General features: G+C 34.8%; 18 protein-coding genes. 2 read left to right on the top strand and 16 right to left on the bottom strand.

Translation table 11 applies throughout. The features are described from left to right. Window positions 1-29: 29 nt before the first annotated feature. The 13 genes from queA to ACM55F_RS13835 all read right to left on the bottom strand — a co-directional run bounded on the left by queA (window position 30) and on the right by ACM55F_RS13835 (window position 15,319). Window positions 30-1,079: a tRNA preQ1(34) S-adenosylmethionine ribosyltransferase-isomerase QueA gene (gene queA / locus ACM55F_RS13895; RefSeq protein WP_099713566.1), complete on the bottom strand. Its 1,050-nt coding sequence runs from the start codon at window positions 1,077-1,079 to the stop codon at window positions 30-32. A gap of 164 nt (window positions 1,080-1,243) precedes the next feature. Beyond that, complete coding sequence (aroA, locus tag ACM55F_RS13890; protein ID WP_416854407.1) at window positions 1,244-2,470, bottom strand: 3-phosphoshikimate 1-carboxyvinyltransferase; 1,227 nt, start codon at window positions 2,468-2,470, stop codon at window positions 1,244-1,246. A gap of 111 nt (window positions 2,471-2,581) precedes the next feature. Beyond that, window positions 2,582-2,908 carry a nucleotide pyrophosphohydrolase gene (locus ACM55F_RS13885; protein WP_035668323.1) on the bottom strand — a complete coding sequence of 109 codons (327 nt, stop codon included), beginning with the start codon at window positions 2,906-2,908 and terminating at the stop codon, window positions 2,582-2,584. Between the two features lie 62 nt (window positions 2,909-2,970). Next, window positions 2,971-4,995, bottom strand: coding sequence for a DUF3857 domain-containing protein (locus ACM55F_RS13880; RefSeq protein ID WP_416854406.1), 2,025 nt, complete (start codon window positions 4,993-4,995; stop codon window positions 2,971-2,973). 4 nt (window positions 4,996-4,999) lie between these two features. Next, the gene (locus ACM55F_RS13875) at window positions 5,000-6,910 is read right to left on the bottom strand and encodes a DUF3857 domain-containing protein (protein ID WP_416854405.1); all 1,911 of its coding nucleotides are present in this window, start codon (window positions 6,908-6,910) and stop codon (window positions 5,000-5,002) included. A gap of 46 nt (window positions 6,911-6,956) precedes the next feature. Then, window positions 6,957-7,409, bottom strand: coding sequence for a D-aminoacyl-tRNA deacylase (gene dtd / locus ACM55F_RS13870; RefSeq protein WP_416854404.1), 453 nt, complete (start codon window positions 7,407-7,409; stop codon window positions 6,957-6,959). Between the two features lie 45 nt (window positions 7,410-7,454). Beyond that, window positions 7,455-8,432 (bottom strand): ribosome small subunit-dependent GTPase A, encoded by a 978-nt coding sequence (rsgA, locus tag ACM55F_RS13865; RefSeq protein ID WP_416854402.1) that lies wholly within the window; start codon window positions 8,430-8,432, stop codon window positions 7,455-7,457. Between the two features lie 206 nt (window positions 8,433-8,638). Then, entirely contained in the window at window positions 8,639-9,289 is a 651-nt protein-coding gene (locus tag ACM55F_RS13860) for a hypothetical protein (RefSeq protein ID WP_416854401.1), read from the bottom strand. Between the two features lie 109 nt (window positions 9,290-9,398). Then, entirely contained in the window at window positions 9,399-10,481 is a 1,083-nt protein-coding gene (locus tag ACM55F_RS13855; protein ID WP_416854400.1) for a chorismate mutase, read from the bottom strand. A gap of 140 nt (window positions 10,482-10,621) precedes the next feature. Then, a complete protein-coding gene (locus ACM55F_RS13850) occupies window positions 10,622-11,479 on the bottom strand; it encodes a prephenate dehydrogenase (protein WP_416854399.1) in 858 nt (285 codons plus the stop codon). Between the two features lie 173 nt (window positions 11,480-11,652). Continuing rightward, window positions 11,653-12,801, bottom strand: coding sequence for an aminotransferase class I/II-fold pyridoxal phosphate-dependent enzyme (locus ACM55F_RS13845; protein WP_416854398.1), 1,149 nt, complete (start codon window positions 12,799-12,801; stop codon window positions 11,653-11,655). Beyond that, the gene (locus ACM55F_RS13840) at window positions 12,798-13,625 is read right to left on the bottom strand and encodes a prephenate dehydratase (RefSeq protein ID WP_416848938.1); all 828 of its coding nucleotides are present in this window, start codon (window positions 13,623-13,625) and stop codon (window positions 12,798-12,800) included. Before ACM55F_RS13840 ends, ACM55F_RS13845 begins: the two co-directional genes overlap by 4 nt. A 440-nt stretch (window positions 13,626-14,065) precedes the next feature. Next, window positions 14,066-15,319: a dicarboxylate/amino acid:cation symporter gene (locus ACM55F_RS13835; protein ID WP_416854397.1), complete on the bottom strand. Its 1,254-nt coding sequence runs from the start codon at window positions 15,317-15,319 to the stop codon at window positions 14,066-14,068. Between the two features lie 148 nt (window positions 15,320-15,467). Here ACM55F_RS13835 and gldA point away from each other — a divergent pair, with 148 nt between their 5' ends. Both gldA and ACM55F_RS13825 read left to right on the top strand, forming a co-directional pair. Continuing rightward, a complete protein-coding gene (gene gldA / locus ACM55F_RS13830) occupies window positions 15,468-16,364 on the top strand; it encodes a gliding motility-associated ABC transporter ATP-binding subunit GldA (protein ID WP_416854396.1) in 897 nt (298 codons plus the stop codon). 37 nt (window positions 16,365-16,401) lie between these two features. After that, window positions 16,402-16,629 carry a hypothetical protein gene (locus ACM55F_RS13825; RefSeq protein ID WP_416854395.1) on the top strand — a complete coding sequence of 76 codons (228 nt, stop codon included), beginning with the start codon at window positions 16,402-16,404 and terminating at the stop codon, window positions 16,627-16,629. Between the two features lie 20 nt (window positions 16,630-16,649). Here ACM55F_RS13825 and ACM55F_RS13820 read toward each other — a convergent pair whose 3' ends face one another. The 3 genes from ACM55F_RS13820 to metH form a co-directional block, all read right to left on the bottom strand. After that, on the bottom strand, window positions 16,650-18,068 hold the full coding sequence (locus tag ACM55F_RS13820; protein WP_416854394.1) for a pyridoxal phosphate-dependent decarboxylase family protein: 1,419 nt from the start codon (window positions 18,066-18,068) through the stop codon (window positions 16,650-16,652). 61 nt (window positions 18,069-18,129) lie between these two features. Beyond that, window positions 18,130-19,086, bottom strand: a complete 957-nt coding sequence (gene metF, locus ACM55F_RS13815) for a methylenetetrahydrofolate reductase [NAD(P)H] (RefSeq protein WP_416854393.1) — start codon at window positions 19,084-19,086, stop codon at window positions 18,130-18,132. An 11-nt stretch (window positions 19,087-19,097) separates the two neighbouring features. Next, complete coding sequence (gene metH / locus ACM55F_RS13810; protein ID WP_416854392.1) at window positions 19,098-21,779, bottom strand: methionine synthase; 2,682 nt, start codon at window positions 21,777-21,779, stop codon at window positions 19,098-19,100. Window positions 21,780-22,167 lie beyond the last annotated feature (388 nt).

Below are 22,167 nucleotides of genomic sequence, written 5' to 3'. Positions count from 1 at the left end.
TTGTTATTTAGAATATGATGTAATTCAGATTAGATGATTAACATCGCGTCACCGTAAGAATAAAATTTATATCCTTCTTTGATTGCTTCGGCATAGGCTTTTTTCATTAAATCATGTCCGCAAAATGCTGAAACCATCATTAATAAAGTTGATTTTGGCGTATGGAAATTAGTAATCATACACGTTGGAATCGTGAAATCATGTGGAGGAAAAACGAATTTATTTGTCCATCCATCAAAAGGATTCAAGGTGTTTTGTGACGATACTGAACTTTCAACGGCACGCATAGAAGTAGTTCCTACGGTACAAATACGTTTCTTTTTAGCTTTGGCTTCGTTTACAATATCACACGCTTCTTGAGTAATTTTTAATTCCTCAGAATCCATTTTGTGTTTTGATAAATCCTCAACCTCAACTGGATTGAAGGTTCCCAAACCTACGTGAAGTGTTACTTCGGCAAATTTAATTCCTTTGATTTCCAGTTTTTTCAATAAATGTTTCGAGAAGTGCAATCCTGCAGTTGGTGCCGCAACAGCTCCTTCTTCTTTAGCATAAATAGTTTGGTAACGTTCCGCATCTTCCGGAGTTACGTCTCTAGAAATGTATTTTGGGATTGGAGTTTCTCCAAGTTCTGTTAATTTATTTCTGAATTCTTCATAAGAACCGTCGTAAAGGAAACGCAATGTTCTTCCACGAGAGGTGGTATTGTCGATAACCTCAGCCACTAATGAGTCGTCATCTCCAAAATATAATTTGTTACCAATTCTGATTTTTCGAGCCGGATCAACCAAAACATCCCAAAGTCTTTGCTCAGAGTTTAATTCTCTAAGTAAAAAAACTTCGATTCTTGCTCCTGTTTTTTCTTTGTTTCCATACAAACGTGCTGGAAAAACTTTGGTATTATTCAGAATTAAAACATCTCCGTCATCAAAATAATCGATAACATCTTTGAACATTTTATGCTCTATAGTTCCCTTCTTACGATCAATAACCATTAGACGAGCTTCGTCTCTGTTTTCAGCTGGATATTCGGCAAGAAGTTCTTTTGGTAAATCGAATTGAAAATGTGATAATTTCATTTGATAAAGTTATGAGTTATAGATTGTGAAGTATGAGTTTTGAGGTCATAATTCTAAATCGTGTGCAAATATACGATTGTGAGATAGGCGTTGTCAAGTGTTTTGCTGTTTATTTTCAAAAGTCCAATGCCACAAAGGCGCAAAGGGACTAAGCAAAATTTCATTTACAAAATTTCAGACACATTAAAATCTAATTTCTTCATGTCTTCCCAAAAATCAGGGTATGATTTAGAAACTACTTCCGCATTTTCGATGATTATCGGCACTTTTAATGCTAATGGGGCAAATGCCATCGCCATTCTGTGATCATTATAAGTAGCGATTTTAATGTTATGATTGATTTCGTTTGAAGCCACAAGCGTCAAGCTATCATTCGTAACTGCTATATTTGCTCCTAGTTTTGTTAGCTCAATTCGTAGTGCTTCAAGTCTGTCAGTCTCTTTAATTTTCAACGTGTGCAGCCCTGTAAGATGACAACCAATACCCAATCCAAGGCAAGTAACTACAATCGTTTGGGCGATATCTGGCGTGTTATTCAATTCTAATTTGAAAGTTTCAGGTTTGAAGTCAGGCAGTTTTACCAAAGTCATTTTGTTTCCTTCAAAATGCGTATCAACACCCATTTGTTTGTAGATTTCTACCAAAGCAGAATCGCCTTGCAAACTGGTTTCTTTATAGCTAGTCAATGAAATGGAAGCATTGTCAGCCAATGCAGCCAAACTAAAAAAGTACGAAGCAGAACTCCAATCGGATTCTACGATCATTACTTTCGATTCCACTTCTTGTTTTGGATAGACGGTAATTACATTTCCTTCGAAACTGGTTTTGATATTCAAATCATTCAACAAAGCCAATGTCATTTTGATATAAGGAACTGAAGTAATTTCACCTACCAAAGTAATTTCAATACCGTTTTCCAGTTTTGGCGCCACTAATAACAATGCCGATATGTATTGACTGCTCACATTTGCGGGAATAGTAACTTTAGAAGCCGTGATTTTCTGTCCTTTGATTCGAATAGGCGGATAACCTGCTTCTTTCTCGTATGAGATTTTCGCCCCCAATTGCTCCAACGCTTCCACCAAAACTTTTATTGGACGCTCAGTCATTCGTTGAGAACCAGTCAAAACTACTTCTCGGCCTTCATTTACAGCAAAATAAGCCGTTAGAAATCGCATCGCCGTACCCGCATGATGAATATCAACTATTTCCTCGTTTCCTTTCAATGCTTTTTGCATTACTTCACTATCATCTGAATTAGAAGTATTAGCCAAAGTGATATTTGGAAACAGTGCTTGCAACAATAATAGTCGGTTGGTTTCGCTTTTTGAACCAGTAACTGCAATTTGAGCTTGTAAATTGGAATGGGAAGTTTGTAACAGTAAATTCATGTTTTTAATTATGAGTTATGAATTATGAGTTATAGCTTTAGCTTTCTACTCAAATACTTTGGGGCGCAATTTACCACTCCTCATTTATAATTCATAATTTATAATTCACAATTATTTTAGTTTCTCGTTGTTTTTGTGACGGTCTTTGTCTCGAATAGATTTTAAATCCATCTTTTTATCAAAAGCAGCCTGCAAATCGATTCCGGTTTGGTTTGCCAAACACAACACCACAAAAACCACATCGGCTAATTCTTCGCCAAGATCTTTATTTTTATCGCTTTCTTTTTCGGATTGTTCTCCGTAACGGCGGGCAATGATTCGGGCCACTTCGCCTACTTCTTCAGTAAGTTGTGCCATATTGGTCAATTCGTTAAAGTAACGAACGCCGTGCTCTTTTATCCAAGTGTCAACGTCTAGTTGGGAATTTTTCAGGTTCATTATTATAGTTTTTTTATTTCTTTATCAAAATCAGAATTTGAATCCTGATAGGAATTACAAAATTATACTTTTGTAAGCACTATTTTTTCATTTTGCTTATCAATCATTTTCTGAAAGAATTCTTTTAAAGCAGTATAATAATCCGCTGCAACTATTGCTGTGTTAATATCTGAGGTTATTGAAATTTGGATTTTATTTCCAGTAGCACCAATAACATATTTATATGTCCCAATGTTATCTGGCGTAGCAATACTCATTGAAACAGGTAAAGATTCTACAACATAACCTTCCGGTATTTCTATCATAATATTATACTTATTCTCCATAGGATAACCAAAATCAATCGGATATGCTCTTACTTCCTGTTTAAAAGGATTTGCTTTAGCTGACAAAAATAACAATGGAGATATATAGATTTTTCCGTTGATACTTTCAAAATCATTAGAATCCTTAAAAGTATACTTTTCAACAATTGGTTTCCCCAAGTCCAATTCATTTTCTCTCAAATAATCGGTTATTTCAATAGCATTATTTTTATTTTCTAATTCTTCCAGATAATTGTCTTTGCTTGTTACTATGTTTTTTTGTCTAAAATAAAGCGCTTCATGATTGGTAAGCTGCTTTCTTATTTTTCCTGTTATCACACCATTGCTATTGATTGCAAAACCTACAACTATAATTTCTTTCGAAAGTGTTTTTGGCATTAAGTCTACTTCTTCGGATGTTCCGTCTTTTCTAATTAGCCTTCCAAACCAGTTCAAGTCTCTTAATGGCAAAACATTAGGTAACGAATACTTTTCAGTTGCATCCAATAAAATCAAACTACCTTGAATCTCTACTGCAGCAATTACATAATCAAAAGCAGTTCTGCTAGGAAATAATGCTACTCCGTTAGTGCGCGTACTTAACAATACCGGATTAGCGCTGATTCCAGCATAACGCAACATAGCGGTAAGCATAAGGTTAATTTCGGCTACATTTCCTGTTTTATCTTTATATGCTTTTTTCACACCGTCGTTACAAGAATAACCATAATAATCATTCCATTTTACACTAGATTTAACGTAATTAAAAATAGCCGCTATTTTTTCTTCTTGGGTATTCAAACCTTTGATTAAAGCATTTATATCATCTTCAAAATAACCTGTTTTATCTAATTCTGGTCCAAAATCATCATACTCATAAATTGTCTTTACTACTGATTTCCAATCGGTCGAATACGGTTTCAAAAGCTGATTAGGATATTGTGTCATAGATAATTCCTGTACCAAACTTGATGTGTAATTATCAATATTATTCACAAAAGATTCTTCATTCATAGCCGGTAAATTCTCTGCTAAATAAGTGGTTTTAGTTTCTTCGTATTCTAGTGTACTTTCATAAAATGATGTATTTACATTACTAGAGGCTGTTCCAGCTTGTTTACTTTCCATATCCAAAAATTTAATTATTTTTGGTTTTTTCTCTACCGTTACTTTTGGGAAAATAAATCCTTTTTGATTGGTATTATAAATAAAATATTGTGGAATAAAAGTTCTGTACTCTGAATAGTCTACCGGAATTGTGGTTTGGAAACTATACTCTCTCGGCATTCCAATATTCCGTGATCGAATTGTATACTGAAATTCTATTACAGAACCTTCTTTTACATTTGGCATTGTTATCTTTTTCTGCCCCCAAAATCTATTGATTGTCTCATCAAATGTTCCGTCACTTTTCAGTTTCGTTTTCTCAATTTTCCCATCCAGTAAATTGTATGTTACAGCATCCGTAAAAGAAACATTTTCTTTAGAATTATCCCCTAAATAGTATCGCACTTTTTGATTTGCCCAATCATAACCTTCTTTTTTATAAATCTTAATCCTGGTTTTCACTTCAGTTATCATTACAAAACCTTCGCTTTTAGTATATTCAAGACTCATCTTTCCTTTTTTGAATAATATCGTCGCTACTGCCGAAGGGTCCTTATGATGTTCTTTTTCTTCTAATTCCGCAATCGAAACTTTACCCAATTCAAAGTTTTGAGCATTTACTTTTGAAAATAAAATAAGAAATAATAAAAGAAGAAGAGTGATTTTCGATTTCATAGTTTTACATGGTTTTGGTTAAAATAATTTTACTATTGTCATTTCTGGAAATCTGTTCTATAAAAAGACGGTATTCATCGTACTCTTTGTTAGAATACAATCCTTTTTTCAAGAACATTGTACGCTTGTAAACAAGATTGGCAGCATCTTTCTTGATGATTTCGGTTTTGTATTCCCCAAACTTCGTTTTCAATTCAAAATTACTTGGTAGAAATTCAATAGAAAATCCTGAAGGCAAACTAATCTCAATTTCATCTCCATCAACATATCCTCTTTGAATTTCAAATGGGTTTTTCCGATTTCGGATTCGTTTTATATTTCCTGTAAATTGGTTATACCCATTGACCACAAACATTATCTTATTTCCTGAAACACTTCCATAATTAACGGCACTAATTTCAGCATTTTCAGTAAAACTAATCTTCTCCTTATCATTAGTAAATGTTATTTTATCAATTTTTAAATTATTTATATTATCCCAATATTTTTTATAATGGGCTTCTTTATCTATCGGTTGAAAATTCTCAATAGCAGATTTCTGATTGTATTGCGAACCTTCTGAGACAATAATTATTTTGCCTAAAAAATCTCCCGTTTGCGACAAAGAAAATTTTCCTTTACTGATTTGCGTATTATTTATATCTTCATAAATTTTTGTTCTAACAATTTCTCCACCTTCGGGCTTCATAATTAAAACGTCTCTATCGTCAGTAAAAGTACCCTGGTAACCAAAAGGAGTATCCTGACTGGTACACTCCAGCCAAACATAATTATCTCCATTAGGAATCGATAAAATCATGTGATTGCCTTGCATGGATACAAAATCAGGTTCAATGTTTCGTTTACGAGGGCTTCCGTATAAAATAGTATTGTATGACGGAACATCAACTTCATTAAGAAGTGCTTTTGTATAATTAGTCAATGCCTTGCAATCGCCATATCCTAATCGATCAACATCAGCGGCTAACATTGGTTTCCAACCTCCGATTCCAATACTGATATTTACATATCGCGATTTTTGCTGCACATAATTATAAATCAGTTTTGCTTTCTTTATTGGATCTTTTTCGTCTCCAACAAGCGCTTTCATTTTTAACTTAGTTTCCTCAGACAATTCCGTTGTTCCTGACAAAATTTTATCAGAATACCATTTGCCGAATGTTGCCCAGGTTTTAGCGTTTCCATCTACATTTTCAAGATGAAAATTTTCTAAACCCATCATTACTTTTGGAAAAATAGTAGTAAACCCAGGACTATAATCTTCTTCTTTTTGAGCGGTAATATTAGTGGCGGTATAAGAAAGTTGCGTGGGTGAATCTACTGTTTTATTAATTTTAAAATTCGAAAAATTAGATTCCATCTTTTTAAAACCAAGAGTAGAGAGGAAATTTACATTTAAAACACTTTTTTCAGCACTTACAAAGTAATCACTTAAAGGATACCACTGTGGAATAAAAGCAGTGTTTGAACTTTCTACTTCGCTTTCATAAATTATGGTAAAGGGATATTGGATAGGTGTGTAATCCAAATAAATAATACGGTCGTCTGAAAAAAGCGTACTTCCACTCACTGCACTTTGATCTTTGAAATCTTTTCTTTTTATTTTTTTAATTTCAATACCTAAACCATCAAAAACTGATGCTTCTATATTTTTTACTGAGGACGTTTTGCTATAATATTCTGTCGCTTCAATTTCGCCAAGTCCTTTTTCGTTTAGAACGGTGACTACTCTTTTGGTCTTGATATTCATATTCCTTTGAGACGAAATAGTAATATCAATTTGATTCAAACGAACTACGGCATTCGCATTTTCCTTGAGGCTATCAGCTATAGATAGTGTATTGTATTCGCTTTTTTGTGCAAGAAGTAATGTAGAAGAAAACAACAATATAAAACAAGTAAATTTAAATTGCATAGATTACATTTTTCTCAAATTTATAAGAAAAATTCGGCAAAAAAAATTATTCTCTATTTTTACTATCTATTTGTATCGTTACAGGCCCATCATTTAACAACAGAACTTTCATATCCGCACCAAAAACTCCTGTCTGCACTTTCTTCCCCAACTCTATTTCTAGGCGTTTTACAAAATTTTCATACAATGGAATGGCAACTTCTGGTTTTGAAGCTTTAATATAGGAAGGACGATTGCCTTTTTTGGTGGAAGCATGAAGTGTAAACTGACTTACCACAATGATATCGCCATTTATATCTTTAACAGATAGATTCATGACCTGATTTTCATCTCCAAAAATGCGAAGGTTTGCAATTTTACCAACCAGCCAATTACTGTCTTCTTGTGTATCGCTATCTTCTATTCCAACTAAGACCAATAAACCTTTTTGGATATGGGCAACAACTTTTTCATCAATGGTTACAGAGGCTGAGGAAACTCTTTGAATTACAACTTTCATTATTTTATATTCTATAAAAAACAGACGCGATAAATCGGGTCTTTATTATTCCCTCGTTTTATCACTAATTATTCGGTCTTCATTATGAATGTCCGTACGGTAGTGTTCATCGTCACCTTCCAGAATTTTAAGGTAACTTCTATAACGGGACCAAGCGATTTCGTCTTTTTCTAATGCGGCTTTAATAGCGCAATGCGGTTCCTCTTTATGCAAACAATTATTGAATTTACATTGGTCTTTCAATTTGAAAAATTCAGGAAAATAACCACTCACTTCTTCTTTTTCCATATCTACAATCCCAAAACCTTTGATACCTGGCGTGTCGATGATACTAGCATCAAATGACAAATCATACATTTCGGCAAAAGTTGTTGTGTGTTGTCCTTGCTTACTTGCTTCAGAAATTGTCTTTGTTTTTAAATGCAAAGAAGGTTCCATGGCATTTACCAAAGTTGATTTTCCAACACCGGAATGTCCGGAGAACATACTCACTTTCCCAATCATCATTTCTTTCAACTCCTCAATTCCTTTCATTTCGGTAGAAGAAACGCGCAAACATTTATATCCAATTTCCTGATATACATGTTGCATGTACAATTGTTCATCAAGTGTGGCGTCATCAAAAGTATCTATTTTATTAAAAACCAATATCGTTTCAATACCATACGCTTCAGCAGTAACCAGAAAACGGTCAATAAAATTAAAAGTCGTTGGCGGATTATTAATTGTAACTAACAAGAAAACCCTGTCAATATTTGAAGCAATAATATGCATCTGATGGGATAAATTCACAGACTTCCGAACGATATAATTCTTCCTGTCGTGAATCTTGTGAATGGTTCCCGTAACGGTATCGGATGATTCTTCGAGTTCATAATCCACAACATCGCCTACAGCAATAGGATTGGTACTTTTGATTCCTTTAATTCGGAATTTACCTTTCATACGGCATTCTATAAAATCACCTTGTTCGGATTTTACGGTGTACCAACTTCCTGTAGATTTGTATACGAGTCCTGTCATTTTTTAATTTACAATTTATGAATTTGGTTTTTTATTTTAAAACCTTAGACTTTGCAAAGATAATTCTTTGTTTCCCGTTTAAAGTTTAAAGTTTAAAATTTTTCACTTTGAATGCCATTACTGCTAATTAGAAATAGAAAATCCCCACAACTTTTTTTTAAAGCTGTGGGGATTCATTTTCAAAATACTATGAAATAATAGCCTACTTATTTTTTTATTTGGTATGGAAAATTACGACCTACTTTTCGCATCATTCTTTCCATTACTGCATTTGCAGAACTCATTACGTCTTCATTCATCTCTTTGTAAAATCTCCAAAGTAAATCCCCATCCGTTCCATTATATACATTCATGGTCATTTCTCCACTAGCAACTTTTCCTGTTCCAAAACCAATTAAAAGTGTTTTGGCTATCGCTAAACCTTCACTACTTGTTTTTTCATAAGCATATCCACATTTTATTACTGCGTCAACACCAAGAATCTTAGCTAGTGCATCTGGAGTCATTTCACCTATTTTATCATAAACTTCACTTTGTTTCAACAAAACATTGGTTCTTTCAACATCCTGAACAACAACTGAATAATCCTCTGATTTTCTCAAAAGATACGTATACATCCCAGATTGTAAATTAGATCCTAATTTTCTTTCTTCCTCTTTATTTGTTTGAGCATCAAAATTCTTTGGCAATCTTTTATACGAGATTGAGGCTTTAAATGGCAATATTGCAACCGTTTTATGCGCTGCAGTAAGCTGCTCTAATTTAGGCGACTCAAAAATTTGTTTTGAACTTTCGAATTGTGCAAACATAAAAGTAGTTGACAATAAGCAAGTAAGAAGTAAGATGAATTTTCTCATAATAGTAAAGTGGTTTTAAGGTTGATTAATTAAGCCCACAATAATACAAAAAAAACCTACAAATAGATTGTAGGTTTTAATAAAAAATAATTTAACTAATTTGAATTAATTAAGAGTTTAATATTTTTTCTTGGTGACCAATACTTTCTTGGTGAATGTTTTTGAATAATTTAACTATAAATTCTTCCGTCAATCCTTTTTTTCCACCTTCCAAAATCATTTTCTCTTGGATTTCATTCCAACGATTGTTTTGCAATACAGCAACATTAGCGTCTTTTTTTACTTGACCAATTTCGTCAGCAACTTTCATACGTTTTCCTAACAATTCCAATAAATTAGCATCCAAAACATCAATATTCGCTCTCAATTTTGTCATTTTATTGGTAAATTCATCCGATGCATCGTCATGTTTTCTCACTTTCAAATCTTTGAAAATTTGTTTCAAAGCGTCTGGCGTTACTTGTTGCGCAGCATCACTCCAAGCATTGTCTGGATCATTATGCGTTTCGATAATCATACCGTCATAATTCAAATCCAATGCTTCTTGAGTCACTTCAAGAATCATATCACGGTTTCCAGTAATATGTGATGGATCAATGATTAATGGTAAATCAGGGAATTTGCTTTGCAATTCAATAGCAATCTGCCATTCTGGAATGTTTCTGTATTTTGTTTTTTCGTATGTAGAAAAACCTCTGTGAATAACTCCTAAATTCTTAATTCCGGCAGCATACAGACGCTCAACACCTCCAAGCCACAAAGCCATATCTGGATTTACTGGATTTTTAACTAATACGATTTTATCTGTTCCCTTTAATGTATCTGCAATCTCTTGAACCGCAAATGGATTTGCAGTTGTACGAGCACCTACCCATAATACATCAATATCATGTTCTAAAGCCAATTTACAATGCGCTGCAGTTGCTACTTCAGTTCCCATTAGTAAACCTGTTTCTGCTTTTGCTTTTTGTAACCATTTCAATCCTATTTCTCCAACACCTTCAAATCCTCCCGGACGCGTTCTTGGTTTCCAAATTCCTGCTCTAAAAACACTCACATCTGAATCTTTCAATTCATGTGCAATTTTCAATACTTGTTCTTCTGTTTCAGCACTACATGGTCCTGCGATCACAAATGGATGAGTCAAATTGAATTCATTCAACCAATTTCTCATTTCTTTCTTGTTTTCCATCTTTTCTAATTTTTTCCCCACCCCAGCCCTCCCCGAAGGGGAAGGAGCTGTAAATGGATGATTGTTAATGTTTAATTATTTTATTATGTGTTGTTCTCTTTAACTGTAACCTGATCCCGAAGCTTCGGAATGAACACTGATTACTTTTTTATATTTATTCCGTTTAATATTTCTTTTATTTTATTGACACTTTGCATTTCATTGTAAATCGCATCGTAATCTTCCTTTTCCAATAATTCCTTAAACTTTGATAAATTAGAAATGTACTCATCCAATGTTTTCACTACTTGCTTCCTGTTTTGTTTAAAAATAGGCGTCCACATTGCTGGGGAACTTTTGGCCAAACGAACCGTACTTTCAAAACCAGAACCTGCCATATCAAAAATATCCTGTTCGTCTTTCTCTTTATTGATTACCGTTTTCCCAAGCATAAATGCACTGATATGTGATAAATGCGATACATAAGCAATGTGTTTGTCATGTGATTTCGGATCCATATAACGAATTCTCATTCCCATAGCAGTAAAAAGTTGCAATGCTTTTTCCTGTAATTTGAAAGTCGTTTTCTCCACCTCACAAATAATATTCGTCTTTCCTTGAAACAATCCTTTTATGGCCGCCGAAGGTCCTGAAAACTCCGTTCCGGCAATAGGATGTGTTGCAATGAAATTTCTTCTCTTAGGATGATTGGCAACCGCTTCACAAATAGGCGTTTTAGTAGAACCCACTTCAAAAACAATTGTATTTTCTCCTATTACATCCAATACTTTTGGCAAAACTGTCAACGCAACATCAACAGGAACAGAAACGATTACAAAATCTGCGTGTTTTAAATCCTCAAAAGTCGCACCAGCATCAACAACTCCTAAAGCAATTGCTTCCCGCAAATGATTTTCGTTGTTGTCAATTCCATAAATTTTGGCTTCAGGATGCAGCGTTTTAATGTCCAATACCATCGAACCACCAATCAATCCTATTCCTATCACAAATACTTTCATTTCTTATTTTTTTGTAGCTAATCCTGCTATCCGTTTCAATCTTTTACTTTTTAAAGAAAAAAGTAAAAGGATTTTCACTGCTATCAGGGCTAGGGCATCTCGTTTTTTAGAATTTTTCTTTAAACGAATCTATTAATTAGACGCAATAAATTGCATCTCAACGTCACCTTACGCTATGCAAATCTGTCAATCGCTTCTTGTACTTTTTCTTCTTTTACACACAATGCAAATCGAATATATCCTTCACCATTACTCCCAAAAATTGTTCCCGGAGTAATGAAAATAGATTTGTCATATAAAATTTCATCAATAAATTTCTCCGCCGATGTAATTCCGTCAGGCAATTTTGCCCAAACAAATAATCCAACTCCTTCTTTATATACTTTACATCCTAATTTCTCAGCCAATTGTTCGGTAAGAATTCTGCGTTTTCTATAAATCGCATTCATCGATTCAAACCAAGTCTTGTCACTTTTCAAAGCTTCAATAGCTCCTTTTTGAATCCCGTAAAACATTCCGCTATCCATGTTGCTTTTTACTTTTAGTACAGCATCAATACAAGCTGCATTTCCTAAAACCATTCCAACTCTCCAGCCCGCCATATTGAAAGTCTTGCTCAAAGAATTCAATTCTAAAGCCACGTCTTTTGCACCTTCCACTTGCAACAAACTCATCGGATTGTCATTCAAAACAAAACTGTACGGATTGTCATTCACTAATAATATCTGATGTTTTTTGGCGAAAGCCACCAACTTTTCAAACAACTGTAAACTTCCTCTTGCTCCTGTTGGCATGTGCGGATAACCAATCCACATGATTTTCACTTTCGATAAATCCAGTTTTTCCAAAGCTTCAAAATCAGGCTCCCAGTTATTTACTTCTTTTAAATCGTAATAAACTGGTACTGCTCCAACTAAATTAGTCACCGAAGTGTACGTTGGATATCCTGGATTTGGAATTAAAACGTGATCCCCTTCATTCAAGAAAGCCAATGAAATATGCATAATTCCTTCTTTGGAACCCATCAAAGGCAAAATCTCAGTATTAGGATTCAACTCTACCTTAAAGTTATTCTGATAAAAATCAGCCATTCCCTTTCTCAATTCCGGCAACCCTTGGTAACTTTGGTACTGATGCGCATTTTCTTCTTGCATGGCTAGAACCACTGCATCAACAACCGCTTGTGATGGTTGTAAATCAGGACTTCCAATTCCCATATTGATAATTGGTTTCCCTTCAGAAGCCAATTGTCTTACTTCTCTCAATTTTGAGGAAAAATAGTACTCTTCAATTATATCCAGACGTTTCGCTGTAGTAATCATGGTTTTGTATTTTTATATTCGCCTAAAACTTTAAAGTATTCTGCCATAATGGTCAGTAATGCTTTTGCCTTAGCATAATCTTCGTATTTTTCGAAAGTAACATCCACAAAAAATGAATATTTCCAAGGCGTTTCTATTTTTGGTAACGATTGTATTTTGGTTAAATTCAATTTACAATCACTCATTACATTCAGAACTGCCGCTAAACTTCCGCGTTTGTGATCCAATTCAAATTTGATAGAAGCTCTGTTTATTTCGTTTTCTTCAACAAATGAATTCTCCTTTTTAATAATAACAAATCGTGTCATGTTATTATTTATAGTCTGAATTTCCGGAGCTAAAATTTCTAATTCATACATTTCAGAAGCCGTTTTACTCGCAATTGCAGCTATTCCTTTCAACTGATTTTGGTGTATTCTTCTGGCCGTTTCAGCCGTATCTTTATCTTCAACTAATTTTATGTTTGGATATTTTTTCAAGAATTCCATACATTGCAATAATGCCATTGGATGCGAATGTACTTCCTGAATATCTTCAATTTTTTGACCTTTCAACGCCATTAAATTCTGATGAATATCCAAATAATGTTCTCCTATGATGTGCAAATTATTTTTGTCAATCAAGGCGTAATTTGGAATAATTGGTCCCGCAATAGAATTCTCTATAGCCATAACCGCCTGGTCTGATTTCCCAGACAATAAACTATCCACCAATTCTTCAAAAGACAAGCACTCATCTACTTCAACATTCTGATAGTAATAATCTTGTGCCACCTGATGATGGAAAGAGCCTTTTATACCTTGTATTGCAATCTTAGTTCTCATTCTAAGTTATTATTTATTTTATTTGAAAATGAAATTTACATAAATCATGGTTTGTGTTCCATCAATTTTTCGTCATGCTTATTTCATTTATATTCAAAAAAAAATCCTGATTTTCATCAGGATTGTATATTAGTTTTATTTGTTTGTTGTTTTTCAAATAACCATAGCACAATCCCTTACTTCCTAAAGAAGAAATAATAAGTGTTGCTAAAATAAAAACGGTTATTAGACATTGTATTCTCTGTTTTTTAATAATTTCTATGCAAATGTATAACTTATTTCAAGTCAACCAAAAAAAATATTTAATTTTATGTAACAAAAAAAGAATTCTTTGTTAAAACTATTTTATATTACAAAATGCATAAAAAAAGCACTCATAAACTACTGATTATTACAGATTTCAAAATGCCTTTTTAACCAATTCCAATTCTAAAAATAAATTAAGTAGCCATTTTCACCGAAAGCCATTTTTTTCCCTCCGCAATTCGGGTTACTAGCATCGCCGAAACCAAGTCGCCATTAGCATTCAATAAGGTCGCCATAGGATCTACCAAAGTTCCCACAATCATCGCTGCAGGTAAAGCCTGCTCCATTGGAAATCCATAAACGGTTATCGCCAGAATTTCTCCTATATAACCACCATTCGGAATTCCGCCTTCGACAACTGAAACAATTACCGTAATCCCGATAGCGGTGAGCAAGGTATAAGGATCCGTAAAATCTTTACCAAACATGGCAAAAATAACAGCGATTTTTATAATAGATGACATACTTGAACCATCTTTATGCAAAGGTGCCCCTAATGGAATAACTACATTTCTGATATGACTGGGAATATTCATGCGTTCTGCCCCTTCCAGATTGGCAGGAATTGTTGCAATACTGCTGCAAGTTCCCAATGCAGTTAATGATGGAGTGATATTATTTTTCCAAAACACATTCAATCCTTTTCTTCCCCCAGCGATAAAAGCGTACAAACTAAAAAATACGACAAAGTAAAAAGCACAAACCGCATAATACAGCCCTAAAGGTTTTGCATAAGCTCCAAATAATTGCGGGCCAAAAATCCCAACCTGATAGGCAAAATAAGCACCCAAACCTATTGGAGCCGTTTTCATAATCATGTGCAGCAATTGTTTCATCACTTCGTTTCCTGAATTCAAGAACCGACTGAAATCTTTCCCTTTTTCACCTGAATGCAAACTGGCAAATCCTATTAAAAAAGAGAATATGATAAGTGCTAACATATTTTTACGAGATAATAATTCGAAGAAATCATTAGCGGTAAGCAATTGCGTAATTTGAGAACCTGCAGAACTTGCTTGAATAGATTCTAACGGAATTTTGGAAATGATGATATCTTGTTGAATTGGAAACAACAATACACCAAAAATCATCAAAATAGCTGAAATCAATACGGTACTTAAAAACACACCAATTACAATTACAAATAATTTACCGAGTTTCTCTGACTTTTCTAAACTGGCTATCGATGATGAAATTGTAAAAAATATCAACGGAATAATTGCCGTAAACAATAAATTCAGAAATATATCGCCCAAAGGTTTAATCACTTCTACTCCTTTTCCAAAAACTAAACCCAATATACTTCCTGCCAGAATCCCGCCAAGTAGTAATAAAATACTTTTGTAGTTTTTTAAGAAACTGCCCGATTGTGTATTTTTTAAATTCATATCTATATAGTTTATCGTAAATATATAAATCTAAAAGAGAATATCATCCCGCTTTGTAAAACTTTGACAAAGGTCTTTTTACCTATTGAACTACAAAAAACAATAAATCAATGATTATTCTGTTTACTTTTGCAACAAATAAAACCTCATGTCAATAGAAGTAAATAATATATCCAAAAGTTTTGGTGCCCAAAAAGCACTGGATAACATTTCATTTTCTGTAAATAAAGGAGAAATCGTTGGTTTTTTAGGTCCAAATGGTGCCGGAAAATCGACTTTGATGAAAATATTGACAACCTATATCAATGCCGATGAAGGTTCAGCATTAGTAAATGGACATGATGTGAACAGCCAACAAAAAGCCGTTCAACTTTCTATCGGTTATTTACCCGAACACAATCCGTTGTATTTGGATTTGTATGTGAGAGAATATTTAGCTTTTAATGCAGATGTCTATAAAGTAGCTAAATCGCGTATTGAAGAAGTAATTCAACTAACCGGTTTAAGCACCGAAAGTCATAAAAAAATAGGCCAATTATCCAAAGGATATCGCCAACGTGTAGGACTGGCCAATGCATTATTACACAATCCCGATGTTTTGATTCTTGATGAACCAACAACTGGCTTAGACCCAAACCAATTGATGGAAATCCGTAATGTCATTAAAAACGTAGGGAAAGACAAAACTGTTTTTCTATCAACGCACATTATGCAGGAAGTCGAAGCCATTTGTGACCGCGTAATCATTATCAATAATGGCAAAATCGTTGCAGATAAAAAACTGGACAACTTAATTTCCGAAGACAAAGAGCAAGTTATCGAAGTAGAATTTGATTATAAAATTGAAGAACAAGCCATTGCTAAAATTGAAAATCTTACTTCCTATAAAAACACACACGACATGACTTGGGAATTAACTTTCAAAGCAGACAAAGACATGCGCCCAGTCGTTTTTGATTTTGCTACTGCAAATGGTTTGAAAACCTTACAACTCAATCAGAAAAATAAAAATCTGGAAGCTGTTTTTAGGGAGATTACGAAGTAACAATATGTTAAAGGGATAACAACTAAAATTAAAAAAAATGAACGAAATAATTCCAATAATTCCTCTATTAGTCTTATGCTTGTTTACTTTCTTAATTTCAAAATATTGGTTAGAAAAAGATGCTTTAAAAAACAAAATAAAACCATATAACGACCCAAAAATAGATTTCAGAAAATTAGTTACGATACACATAAAAGGGATTAAAATTGGGTCTCAAATTTTAATTTTTGTTATAATTTTGAAAATAATTTACATCCTTTTATAAAGACATCTATCATTCCTAAATTAAATCGACCCTATCCCCAACTCTAAAACACTCGCTTTCATTTCCTCAATAGCAATCTGAATATCATTTTCATTAGTTCTCCAATTGACAAACGAAGCCCGAATTCCTTTTCGGTTTTCGTAAACCGTTGGCGTCATAAACACTTTACCTTTGTCATTAAGATGCGACAAAAACAAATTGACTTTTTCCTGATTGTGGTCTCCCGCCAAAGTAAAACAAACATTATTCAAACGAGTTGGAGCCAACAATTCGAAGTCTTCATTTTGAGTAATGAAATCGTCAAACTGCAACGCCATCGCAACACTATTTTCTATAATATCCTGAAAACCTTGTTTGCCATACGCTAATAACGAAAACCAAACTGGTAAAGCCTTTAAACGTCGAGAGTTTTCAGGTAGAAAATTGAGATAACTAAAATTTTCCAATGGATTTCCTAAATACGGCGCATTCGAATTTTGAAAGGTTTCAATTTGCAAGTTTTTATGTTGTTCTTTTACCAAATAAAAAGCGCTTTCATAAGGCACATTTAGCCATTTATGACAATCAATAGTAATGCTGTCGGCGTTTTTCCAACCATCAACTAAATGTTTGTATTTTGGCGAACAAGCGGCAAAGCCACCAAATGCAGCGTCAATATGCCACCAGAAATTATACTTTTCTTTTAGTTTGGTAATTGCATTGAAATCATCAAAATCGGCAGTATTGACTGTTCCTGCGCTGGAAATTAAAATGAATGCCTTTCCGTTTAGACTTTCAATATTTTTTTCTAAATCGGCAATATCAATCGCTTCACGGTTTCCTTCAATAGTTTTTATCTTAGTAAAATTCTGGCTTCCAATACCTAACATCGCCAAACATTTTACCGACGAAGAATGTGGTGTAGCCGTAAGAATGTTTATTGGTTCTGAAATTCCGTTTTTGGCAAAATCTTTTCCTAATTGATTTCCGAACCATTGTCTCGCTACCGCCAAACATGTAAAATTAGACATCGTAGCTCCTGTAACAAATCCACCTAAAAATGATTTTGGCAAATCCAACAATTGCAACAACAGATTAATCGTTTCAATTTCTATTAAAGCCGAAACACCACCTTGTGCGTTTGTGGCTTGAGCGTTTGGATCGTAAATAGTAGTCAACCAATCCCCAACAATAGAAGCCGGAGTTACGCCACCAGTTACAAAGCCCCAATATCTTGGCCCTGCTTGCGAAACCATCAAAGGTGCTAAACGTTGGTTAAATTCTTCCAAAGCAGACAATGCTCCCAAACCAGAATCGTTTAGATTTCTATCGGTAGTTATAGAATTCTTAGTAGAAGTGGGAACGTTATCCACTGAATGTAGAAAATCAATTCCTTGTTGTTTTACTATTTCAAAGATCTTTTCAATATCGTTTAAGTCTTGTTGGAGGATTGAATTCATTTGGTTTCGATTTTATATATAAAAAAAGGGCTGAAAAATCAGCCCTTTTAAATTGTATCAATTAAAAAACTTGACTCGCTATTTGTCGAATATTTTCTGATTTTCCCATAGAATAATAGTGCAACACGGGAACCCCGGCAGCTTTCAATTCTAAGGATTGTTGAATCGCCCATTCGATTCCTACTTGTCTGATGTCAGCATTATTTTTGCATTGATCGACCGCATGAATCAAATCTTCAGGCAAGTCGATTCTGAAAATTTGTGGCAATACTTGTAAGTGTCTTTCCACAGCAATGGGTTTGATACCCGGAATAATAGGAACCGTAATTCCCATTTCTCTGGCTTTGGCAACAAACTCAAAATATTTTGCATTGTCAAAAAACATTTGGGTAACTACATAATCAGCACCTGCTTCTACCTTTTCTTTCAGTCTTTTTAAATCTGAAATTAAGGAAGGAGATTCCAAATGCTTTTCAGGATAACCTGCCACTCCGATACAAAAATTAGCTTTGTTGTCAATATCCATCACATCATGCAAGTACTTTCCGCAATTCAATTCGTTGATTTGTTTAACCAAATCTACGGCGAAATTATTCCCTCCTTCTTTCGGTACAAAAGACTGCTCGTGTTTCATCGCATCACCACGCAATGCCATCACATTATCAATTCCTAAATAATGACAATCCACTAACATATACTCGGTTTCTTCTTTGGTAAAGCCACCGCAAAGTAAGTGAGGAACAGTATCTACAGTGTATTTATGTTTTATGGAAGCACAAATTCCCAATGTCCCAGGTCGCATCCTGGTTAGTTTTTTGTCTAATAAACCATTGCCTTTATCTATGTAAATATACTCTTCGCGAGAAGTGGTTACGTCTATAAAAGGCGGTTTGAACTCCATCAACGGATCAATATTATCGTATAATTCCTGAATGCTTTTGCCTTTTTGAGGCGGAATAATTTCAAATGAGAATAAGGTGCTACCTTTTGCGTCTTCTATATGTTGTGTTACTTTCATTCTATTTTTGTTTAATCTGCTATATTTGGGTTCAACCATTTCATGGCTACTTCTGTTGAAACGCTTCTACGTTTTGCGTAATCAATTACTTGGTCTTCTTTTATTTTTCCAAGTCCAAAATACTTACTTTCCGGATTTCCAAAATAATAACCTGAAACCGAAGAAGCCGGCCACATCGCCATACTTTCGGTTAGTGTCACTCCTATTTCTTGTTCTACATTTAGTAATTTCCAAATCGTTGGTTTTTCTAAATGGTCTGGACAAGCGGGATACCCCGGTGCCGGACGAATTCCTTTGTAATCTTCAGCAATCATTGCCTCTGTACTCAAAGCTTCGTCAGATGAATAACCCCAAATTTCTTTACGGATTTTTTCGTGCAAATATTCGGCGAAAGCTTCTGCAAAACGATCCGCCAATGCTTTCACCATAATTGAATTGTAATCGTCTAAATCTCTTTCGAATTCAGCCGCCCATTCATCGACACCAAAACCGGTGGTTACACAAAATGCACCCATATAATCGGTTTTACCGCTGTCTTTCGGAGCAATAAAATCTGATAAGGCAATATTGGGAGCTCCTTTAGTTTTTTGCGATTGCTGACGTAAAGTCAAGAATGTCTGCAATGGTTTTCCGTTTTCATCACTCAATTCAATATCATCATCGTTGATTTGATTCGCAGGGAAAATTCCGTAAATTCCTTTAGCTGTTAGTTTCTTTTCTCTCAAAATAACTTCCAACATTTCTTGTGCATCTGCAAAAACAGACGTTGCTTGTTCTCCTACTACCTCATCCGTTAAAATCGCCGGGTATTTTCCGAACAATTCCCATGTTCTAAAAAATGGAGTCCAGTCAATATACGGAACTAAAACATCCAAATCTACTTCGATGATTTGTTCTCCAATTACATTTGGTTTTACAGGAGTAAAATTCTCCCAATCCAACTGCAATTTATTTTTACGTGCTTGCTCAATGGTTAGGAAATTTTTATCACGCGAACGATTTAAAAATGTTTCTCTAAACGCATCATATTCCGCTCTAATATCGCTTGCGTATATCTTTCTATCTTTGTTTAATAAACTTCCAGCCACCGTCACGGCTCTCGAAGCATCGTTTACGTGAATTACCGTTTCTCTATATTGAGGTGCAATTTTCACTGCAGTATGTGCTCTAGAAGTCGTTGCTCCACCAATCATTACTGGGATTTTCATCCCTCGTTTATCTAATTCTTTGGCGAGATATACCATTTCGTCCAGCGACGGCGTGATTAATCCGCTTAATCCAATAATATCTACGTTGTGTTCGATTGCAGCTGCAATAATTTTTTCAGGTGGCACCATTACGCCCAAATCTACAATCTCATAATTATTACACGCCAGCACCACGCTAACAATATTTTTACCAATATCATGTACATCGCCTTTTACGGTTGCCATCAGGATTTTTCCATTTCCTTGCTTGTCACCCGCCTGTTTGCTGGCTTCAATGTAAGGCAACAAATAGGCCACGGCTTTTTTCATTACCCGCGCCGATTTTACTACCTGTGGCAAAAACATTTTTCCACTTCCAAACAAATCACCCACAACATTCATTCCTGTCATCAAGTTAATTTCAATAACTTCAATAGGTTTTGTAGCAGCTAATCGTGCTTCTTCAACATCTAGTTCAATAAAGGCATCGACCCCTTTTACAAGGGAGTGCGTAATTCGTTCTTGAACGGTTCCCGAACGCCATTCTTGAACTACTTTTTCATTACTCTTTACATCACCTTTTACATTCTCTGCAAAATCCAATAATCTTTCGGTTGCATCATCGCGTCTGTTTAGAATAACATCTTCAACGTGTTCTAATAAATCCTTTGGAATTTCATCGTAAATAGAAAGCATTTCAGGATTCACAATTCCCATTGTCATGCCATGTTGAATCGCATGATATAAAAACACCGAGTGCATCGCTTCCCGAACCGTATCATTTCCTCTAAACGAAAACGAAACATTACTCACACCACCACTAATGTGCGCATGTGGAAGATTTTCTCGAACCCATTTAGTTCCTCTAAAGAAATCCAAAGCATTCAGACGGTGTTCTTCCATGCCAGTCGCTACGGGGAATATATTCAAATCGAAAATAATATCCTGTGGAGGAAAGCCAACTTTATTGACCAAAATATCATACGAACGTTGGCAAATTTCTACCCGGCGTTCGTAATTATCCGCTTGTCCCACCTCATCAAAAGCCATGATAATTGCTGCAGCACCATAGCGCTTAATCAATTTGGCGTGATGAATAAATTGTTCTTCGCCTTCCTTTAAAGAAATCGAGTTTACAACACTTTTTCCTTGCACCACTTTAAGTCCCGCCTCGATGATATCCCATTTCGAGCTATCAATCATGATTGGAACTCTGGAAATATCAGGTTCTGCAGCGATTAAATTCAGGAATTTTGTCATAGCATATTCGCCATCGAGCATTCCTTCATCCATATTAATATCGATGATTTGCGCGCCACCCTCAACTTGTTCTTTAGCAATACTGAGTGCTTCTTCGTATTTCTCTTCCTTAATTAATCGAAGGAATTTTCTGGAACCTGTAACATTCGTTCGTTCACCAATATTCACAAAAACGCTTTCCGGCGTAATGATTAAAGGCTCTAATCCCGATAATACAAGGTTTCTTCTCTTTTCTGCGTGTGCCATTTTTGTTTTATTTAATCCTGCACGGTTTCAAAAACGGTGTAGGTTTAGCTTTTTTATTTCTACCTTTTTTAAAACGTGTAGTTCGTTTTGTTTCTTATTATTTTGGGCGTGACCCCAAGGGTCGGGCTATTCGTTACAAGTCCTCGACTAATTCCGCTTTCGCTTCATTTGTCTGTGGGCTTTTCACTGCTATCCCTCACGCGGACTTTCTACAATTCAGCACTATTTTCATTCAACGGGAATAATTTCTGTTCAACGGAATAAATTCCGTTGCTACAAAACATATCGTTCCTATGGAACTCGTCCTTCGCTAGCGCGAGCGTCCCGCTCGTGCCTGTTCAAAATTATAATTCTATTACCCAAAATCTTTTTAACCTGCCTTTGTTTG

Source organism: Flavobacterium melibiosi (genome assembly GCF_048158545.1).
GTDB lineage: Bacteria > Bacteroidota > Bacteroidia > Flavobacteriales > Flavobacteriaceae > Flavobacterium > Flavobacterium melibiosi.
This window is presented reverse-complemented; position numbering and strand designations above follow the sequence as displayed.

What these genes read in the sequence shown, in the direction of transcription:
- queA (WP_099713566.1), bottom strand. Translation starts at nt 1,079, where the DNA reads ATGAAATTATCACATTTTCAATTCGATTTACCAAAAGAACTTCTTGCC.
- aroA (WP_416854407.1), bottom strand. Translation starts at nt 2,470, where the DNA reads ATGAATTTACTGTTACAAACTTCCCATTCCAATTTACAAGCTCAAATT.
- ACM55F_RS13885 (WP_035668323.1), bottom strand. Translation starts at nt 2,908, where the DNA reads ATGAACCTGAAAAATTCCCAACTAGACGTTGACACTTGGATAAAAGAG.
- ACM55F_RS13880 (WP_416854406.1), bottom strand. Translation starts at nt 4,995, where the DNA reads ATGAAATCGAAAATCACTCTTCTTCTTTTATTATTTCTTATTTTATTT.
- ACM55F_RS13875 (WP_416854405.1), bottom strand. Translation starts at nt 6,910, where the DNA reads ATGCAATTTAAATTTACTTGTTTTATATTGTTGTTTTCTTCTACATTA.
- dtd (WP_416854404.1), bottom strand. Translation starts at nt 7,409, where the DNA reads ATGAAAGTTGTAATTCAAAGAGTTTCCTCAGCCTCTGTAACCATTGAT.
- rsgA (WP_416854402.1), bottom strand. Translation starts at nt 8,432, where the DNA reads ATGACAGGACTCGTATACAAATCTACAGGAAGTTGGTACACCGTAAAA.
- ACM55F_RS13860 (WP_416854401.1), bottom strand. Translation starts at nt 9,289, where the DNA reads ATGAGAAAATTCATCTTACTTCTTACTTGCTTATTGTCAACTACTTTT.
- ACM55F_RS13855 (WP_416854400.1), bottom strand. Translation starts at nt 10,481, where the DNA reads ATGGAAAACAAGAAAGAAATGAGAAATTGGTTGAATGAATTCAATTTG.
- ACM55F_RS13850 (WP_416854399.1), bottom strand. Translation starts at nt 11,479, where the DNA reads ATGAAAGTATTTGTGATAGGAATAGGATTGATTGGTGGTTCGATGGTA.
- ACM55F_RS13845 (WP_416854398.1), bottom strand. Translation starts at nt 12,801, where the DNA reads ATGATTACTACAGCGAAACGTCTGGATATAATTGAAGAGTACTATTTT.
- ACM55F_RS13840 (WP_416848938.1), bottom strand. Translation starts at nt 13,625, where the DNA reads ATGAGAACTAAGATTGCAATACAAGGTATAAAAGGCTCTTTCCATCAT.
- ACM55F_RS13835 (WP_416854397.1), bottom strand. Translation starts at nt 15,319, where the DNA reads ATGAATTTAAAAAATACACAATCGGGCAGTTTCTTAAAAAACTACAAA.
- gldA (WP_416854396.1), top strand. Translation starts at nt 15,468, where the DNA reads ATGTCAATAGAAGTAAATAATATATCCAAAAGTTTTGGTGCCCAAAAA.
- ACM55F_RS13825 (WP_416854395.1), top strand. Translation starts at nt 16,402, where the DNA reads ATGAACGAAATAATTCCAATAATTCCTCTATTAGTCTTATGCTTGTTT.
- ACM55F_RS13820 (WP_416854394.1), bottom strand. Translation starts at nt 18,068, where the DNA reads ATGAATTCAATCCTCCAACAAGACTTAAACGATATTGAAAAGATCTTT.
- metF (WP_416854393.1), bottom strand. Translation starts at nt 19,086, where the DNA reads ATGAAAGTAACACAACATATAGAAGACGCAAAAGGTAGCACCTTATTC.
- metH (WP_416854392.1), bottom strand. Translation starts at nt 21,779, where the DNA reads ATGGCACACGCAGAAAAGAGAAGAAACCTTGTATTATCGGGATTAGAG.